The following is a 5,662-nucleotide window of genomic DNA, read 5'->3' as shown; positions in this document are numbered from 1 at the left end:
GAGAAGCGGAACGGGTTGCGGAAGCCCATGGCGTAGACCTCGGGCCGGGTCTGGGCGGTGCCCTGCGGGTAGAGGTTCCCGGCCGGGATCGTGTACCCGCCGCCGGACGCCGCCGGTCGGATCCGCAGTAGTTTGCCGCGCAGGTCGTTGGTGTTGCCGGCGGTGCGGGCGGCGTCGAGGTTGGCCTTGCCGGAGCGCCAGTCCAGCGGGGCGTAGCCCTGCCAGTTGGGGTCGAGGTTCGGCGGGGTGTCGTCGCCGGTACCGATGTAGAGGTTCCCGTCGGGGCCGAAGGCGATGTAGCCGCCGGTGTGGCCGGGCTCCGGGAACGTGCGGTCCCGGTAGGCGGGGACGTCGATGACGGTGACCTCGCTGGCGAGGTTCAGCGTGTCGCCGCTGAGCGTGAACCGGGAGACGCGGTTGATGTCGGTCGGGCTCGACGCGGGGGAGTGGTAGAGGTACACGTAGCCGTTGCTCGCGAAGTTCGGGTCGAGGGCCAGGCCGGTCAGGCCGTCCTCGCCGCCGGTGTAGACGCTCAGCGTGCCGGCGGTGACGGTGCTGTTCGTCGCCGGTTTGAAGACCTTCAGCTGGCCGGCCCGCTGGACGTAGAGGACCCGTCCGTCGGGCGCTACCGCCAGGGCCATCGGGTCGGCGGTGTTGTCGTCGAGGGTGCGCTTCTCGAAGTTGCCCCAGACCGTGCCGCCGCAGTCACCGGGGGCGTTGCCGGCGGCCCACTTTACGCCGCCGAGGACGTGGTTGCGGAAGTTCGTCTCGCTGTACGACTCGATGGCGTGGCCCATCGCGGTCGTCCAGACGCGCCCGCCGGCGGCGTTGCGGCACCACGAGATCGGGTGGTCGGCGCCCATCGCCGCGCCGCCCGGATTGTAGGTGCGCTCGTCGGCGGTGACGAGCACGTGGACGTCGCCGCGCGGGTTGCGGTCGAAGTTGTACCACTCCTCGCTGCGGTTCCACCGGTCCGGCAGCCCGGCCGTCGACGGATGCTGCTTGTCGGCGACGATCGCGGTGCCGGGCAGCACACCGGGGGAGTGCTCCGGCATGTGCGCGCCCGCGTTCACCGTCTGGTCCCACCACGGGTACTCGCTCTCGATGCCCATGTCGGTGGCGTTGTGGATGGCGACGATGCCCTTGCCGGAGGCCAGGAAGCCCTCCACGGCCTGACGCTGGGCGGTGCTGGTGAAGACCATGCCCGACGTCTGGAACATGATGAGCACGTCGAACGTCGCGAGGTTCGCAGGCGTGAAGACGGCGGCGTCCTCGCTCTGCACCACCTCGAAGTTGTTCGCGGCGGCCTGCTGCTGGAACATCGCGATGCCGGCGGGGATCGAGTCGTGCCGGTAGCCGGCGGTCTTGGTGAACAGCAGGGCGCGGAAGGCGGGGGCCGCGGCCGCCGGGCGCACGAGCGCCAGCGACAGCAGCATGCCGACCACCGTGCCGATGATCAATGTACTTCGACGCATGCCATCTCCTAAGCGGGGGCAACGGGGGTGTCCGACCACGGGCACGCGGCGGCCCGCACGCCGTGAGCGCAGGACGTGCGGCGCGCCGGTCGGATCGTCGTGCCGTCCGCCGTGACGGGCAGTCAGTTCCGCGGGTAGTCACTCAACGTAACGTCTGTTGACTCCGAACCCGTGGTCGGCGCGCTCAGCCTGCGGCGAAGCATCGGCATATGTCAAGGCTTCGAGCATCGAGAACCCAAGAGCGCGCTCTCTCAAGGATGGCCGGCCACCGTTCGGCCGCTCTGCCGGCCGTCGACACGGGCCGAGCGGACGCCCATGTTTCGATTCGGTTACGGGATTGCGCAGTGATTCATCAGAGGTCTACGCTCGCCTCCACCAAGCTTTAGTCAGGATCAGCAAAAGTATGCGACCTGCTAGCGAAAGATTGGTGCTTTGTGTGGCGATCTGTGTGTTCTCCGTGTTCGTTAGGTGCGCGCGACGGTGACGCGTTCGTGCCCGTGACTACGTTCTGTAGAGGATCTCGCGATGCCTGAATCTCCGCCGTCGCCGCTGCTCGCCTTGCGGGGCATCGGCAAGTCGTTCCTCGGGGTGCGCGTCCTCGACGGCATCGACCTCGCCGTCGCGCCCGGCGAGGTGCACGCCGTCGTCGGCGAGAACGGCGCCGGAAAGTCCACGCTCATGAAAGTCATCTCCGGCGTACACCCGCCGGACGAAGGCACCGTTGAGCTCGATGGCGTACCGCGGGCCTTCCGGAGCCCGCGCGACGCGCAGTGGGCCGGCATCGGGATCATCCACCAGGAGTTCAACCTCCTGCCGGAGCGGACCGTCGCCGAGAACGTCTACCTCGGCCGGGAGCCCACCCGCCGCGGCCTGGTCGACCGGCGGGCGATGCTCGACGGCACGACCCGGCTGTTGGCCGCCGTCGGCGAGACGTCCTTCGCGCCGAACGCGCGGGTAGGGCAGCTCGGCGTCGCGCAACAGCAGGTCGTGGAGATCGTGAAGGCGCTGGCGCTCGACGCGCGGCTGCTGATCATGGACGAGCCCACGGCCGCTCTCGCGGATCACGAGGTCGAGCTGCTCTACGCGCTCGTGCGACGCCTGCAGCAGCAGGGCATCGCGCTGCTCTACGTCTCGCACCGCCTCAAAGAGGTCTTCGACCTGTCCGACCGTATTACCGTGCTCAAGGACGGCCGCCGGGTGACCACAGTGGACACCGCCACGACGACCGGCGAACAACTGGTCCGTCACATGGTCGGCCGGGAGTTGACGAGCTACTACCCGGACCGCGCCGGTCCCGGGGATGTCGGCGGCGTCCGGCTCACAGTCCACGGGGGCGGCAACCACAAGCTGCGCGGCATCGATCTGCAGCTGCACGCGGGCGAGGTGCTCGGCGTCGGCGGCCTGCAGGGCTCCGGCCGCTCCGCACTGGCCCGCGCGCTGTTCGGCGCGGCACCGTTCACGACCGGGGAGGTCACGCTCGACGGCGCGCCGGTGCGGGTGCGCTCGCCCCGGGCCGCGATGCGGGCCGGCATCGCCTACGTCACCGAGGACCGCAAGGGCGAGGGCATCGTGGCCGGGCAGTCCGTCCTCGACAACGCGCTGCTCGCCGGCCGCGCCGTCTTCCCCGCCTGGGCCGGCCGCGGCGCCCGCACCGTCCGAGTCCGCGAGCTGCTGGCGGCCGTCGAGGTCCGCGCCGCCGGCGACCATCAAGAGATCCGGTACCTCTCCGGCGGCAACCAACAGAAGGTCGTCCTGGCCCGCTGGCTCGCGCTCAGCCCGAAGATCCTGCTGTTCGACGAGCCCACCCGCGGCATCGACGTCGGCGCCAAATCGGCCATCCACGACCTCGTGCGCCGCCTCGCCCGCGAGGGCGCGGCCGTGCTGATGATCTCCTCCGAACTGCCGGAGCTGCTCGGCATGAGCGACCGCGTCATCGTCATGCGCGACGGGCGCATCGCCGGCGAACTGCCCGCCGGCGCCACCGAGGAGGACGTCGTCGCGCTGGCCACCGGCACCCTGCGGGTGGCGGCCGGATGAGCGCGGTGGTCACCCTGCCGGTCAAGCGGACCGCGCCGGGCGTATTCATCGCCCTGGCACTGACGCTCGCGGTCGGCTGGCTCGTCGTCATGCTCAACGGCGGGCAGCTGTTCAACCAGGCCACGACCGTGAGCCTGCTGCACGTCGCCGCCGGCCTCGGGCTTGTCGCCGTGGGGCAGACCCTGGTCATCCTCGGCGGCTCGCTCGACCTCTCGGTCGCCTACGTGATCAGCCTCAGCACCCTCGTCGCCGCCGAGACCATGCATGGCAGCGACGCCGCACTGCTGCCGGCGGTCGGCCTTGTGCTGGCGGTCAGCGCCGGGATCGGGCTGGTCAACGGCCTGCTCGTGACCAAGCTGCGGATCAACGCGTTCATCGCCACCGTCGGCGTCGGGCTGCTGCTGAAGGGGTACCTCGACAACGGCTACGACGGCCCCGCGGGCAAGACTGCACCCGCGCTCGTGGCGAGCCTCGGGTACCAGCGGGTCGGGCCGGTGCCCGTGTCGTTCCTACTGCTGATGGGCGTCGCGGTCGCGGCCTGGTTCGCCGTCACCCGCACCCGCTTCGGCCACCACCTGGTCGCCGTCGGCGGCGATCCCGAGGTCGCGCGGCTGTCCGGGGTGCGCAACGACCGGGTGCTCGTCACCGCGCACGTCCTGTGCTCGCTCTGCGCCGGCCTCGCCGGCATCTACCTGGCCAGCCGGCTCGGCTCCGGCGCGCCCCGGGTCGGCGTCGAGGGCCTCTACGATCTCGAGTCGATCGCCGCCGTCGTGCTCGGCGGCACCGCCCTGGCCGGTGGCCGCGGCGGCGTCGCGGGCACGGTCGGCGGGGTCCTGCTGCTGGCCAGCATCGACGCCATCTTCAACCAGCTCGAGGTCGACGCCTTCTTCAAGCAGGTCATCCGCGGCGTGGTCATCATCGCGGCCGTCGCCGTCTATGCGCGGCGCTCGCTGCGCAAGCGGCGCGGGACGGCGGTGTAGGCATGCACACCGCCATTGCTCAACGGCGCCGCCCGACCGCCTTCGCCAAGGCGTTGCGGCCCGGCAGCATCGCACCGATCCTGGCGATCCTCGCTGTGCTGCTGGTGCTCGTCGCCGTCCGGGAGCCGGGCTTCTTCGACCCGCCGTCGCTGCTGTCGTTCGTCGGCCGCTCCGCGCCGATCATCCTGCTCGCGGCCGGGCAGTACTTCGTCATCGTCTCCGGCGAGTTCGACCTCTCCGTCGGCTCGCTCGTCACCGCGCAGGTCGTCGTCGCGGCGCGGCTCATCGACAGCGACCCCGATCGCACGTGGCCGGTCGTGCTGCTGCTGCTCGCGTTCGGTGTCCTCGTCGGCCTCGTCAACGGGCTCGTCACCACGCTGCTGCGCGTGCCGTCATTCATCACGACGCTCGGCATGTTCCTGATCCTCGTCGGCGCCGTCTACCTGTGGTCCAACGGCGCGCCGAAGGGCGGCCTGTCCGAGGAGTTCCGCCGCTTCGGCCGGCGCGCCCTCGAGGACGTGCCGCTGCTCGGTCGGGTGCCGTACGCGCTGGTGGTCCTCCTCGCCGCCGCGGCCCTCGCCGTGCTGCTCATGCGCTCCGACTTCGGCCGCACGCTCGTCGCCGTCGGCGACAACCCGCGCACGGCCGAACTGACCGGCGTGCGGGTCTGGCGTGCGAAGACCATCGCGTTCGCCCTCAGCGGCGTCGCCGCCGCCGTCGCCGCGATCCTGCTCGGCGGCTACAGCGGCGTGTCCTTCCAGGCCGGTGCCGGGCTGGAGTTCGGCGCCATCACCGCCGTGGTGCTCGGCGGTGTCGTGCTCGGCGGCGGCCGCGGCTCTGTGGTCGGCGCGATGCTCGGCGCGTTCACGCTCGAGACGCTCTTCGCGCTCATGAACTTCTACGGCGTCTCCGGCGCCCTCAAGTCCACCGTTCAGGGCGCGATCATCCTCGTCGCCGTGGCGGTCGCGTCCATGCGTTCCACATCTCGATAAGGAGCAACATGAGAAGGTCCATGGCGGCCGTGGCTGCCTTGACGCTGCTGGCCCTCGCCGGCTGCGCCACCGACGAACCCACCACGAGCGCGTCCGGCAGCGCGTCGCAGGCCGCCGGGTCCGGCACCGGCGAGCAGTCGAAGTTCTTCGTCCAGGCCGACTACGACAACGAGCTCGC

General features: G+C 70.9%; 4 protein-coding genes. 3 read left to right on the top strand and 1 reads right to left on the bottom strand.

Translation table 11 applies throughout. From position 1 onward, the window contains the following. On the bottom strand, positions 1-1,475 hold a 1,475-nt coding region (locus IEZ31_RS55245), incomplete at its 3' end, for a ThuA domain-containing protein (RefSeq protein ID WP_190258208.1). Between the two features lie 525 nt (positions 1,476-2,000). On the opposite strand from IEZ31_RS55245, the gene IEZ31_RS55240 reads away from it, so the two are divergent. From IEZ31_RS55240 to IEZ31_RS55230, 3 genes are read left to right on the top strand one after another with little or no spacing between them, the layout of a single operon-like run. Then, positions 2,001-3,512: a sugar ABC transporter ATP-binding protein gene (locus IEZ31_RS55240; protein ID WP_190258207.1), complete on the top strand. Its 1,512-nt coding sequence runs from the start codon at positions 2,001-2,003 to the stop codon at positions 3,510-3,512. Continuing rightward, positions 3,509-4,492 (top strand): ABC transporter permease, encoded by a 984-nt coding sequence (locus IEZ31_RS55235; protein WP_190258206.1) that lies wholly within the window; start codon positions 3,509-3,511, stop codon positions 4,490-4,492. The genes IEZ31_RS55240 and IEZ31_RS55235 overlap by 4 nt, the downstream gene beginning before the upstream one ends. A gap of 2 nt (positions 4,493-4,494) precedes the next feature. Then, positions 4,495-5,484 carry an ABC transporter permease gene (locus IEZ31_RS55230; RefSeq protein ID WP_190258205.1) on the top strand — a complete coding sequence of 330 codons (990 nt, stop codon included), beginning with the start codon at positions 4,495-4,497 and terminating at the stop codon, positions 5,482-5,484. Positions 5,485-5,662 lie beyond the last annotated feature (178 nt).

The sequence above is a fragment of the Dactylosporangium sucinum genome, assembly GCF_014647515.1.
Classification (GTDB): domain Bacteria; phylum Actinomycetota; class Actinomycetes; order Mycobacteriales; family Micromonosporaceae; genus Dactylosporangium; species Dactylosporangium sucinum.
The sequence above is the reverse complement of the archived record's forward strand: the minus strand, read 5'-3'. Positions and strand labels throughout refer to the sequence as shown.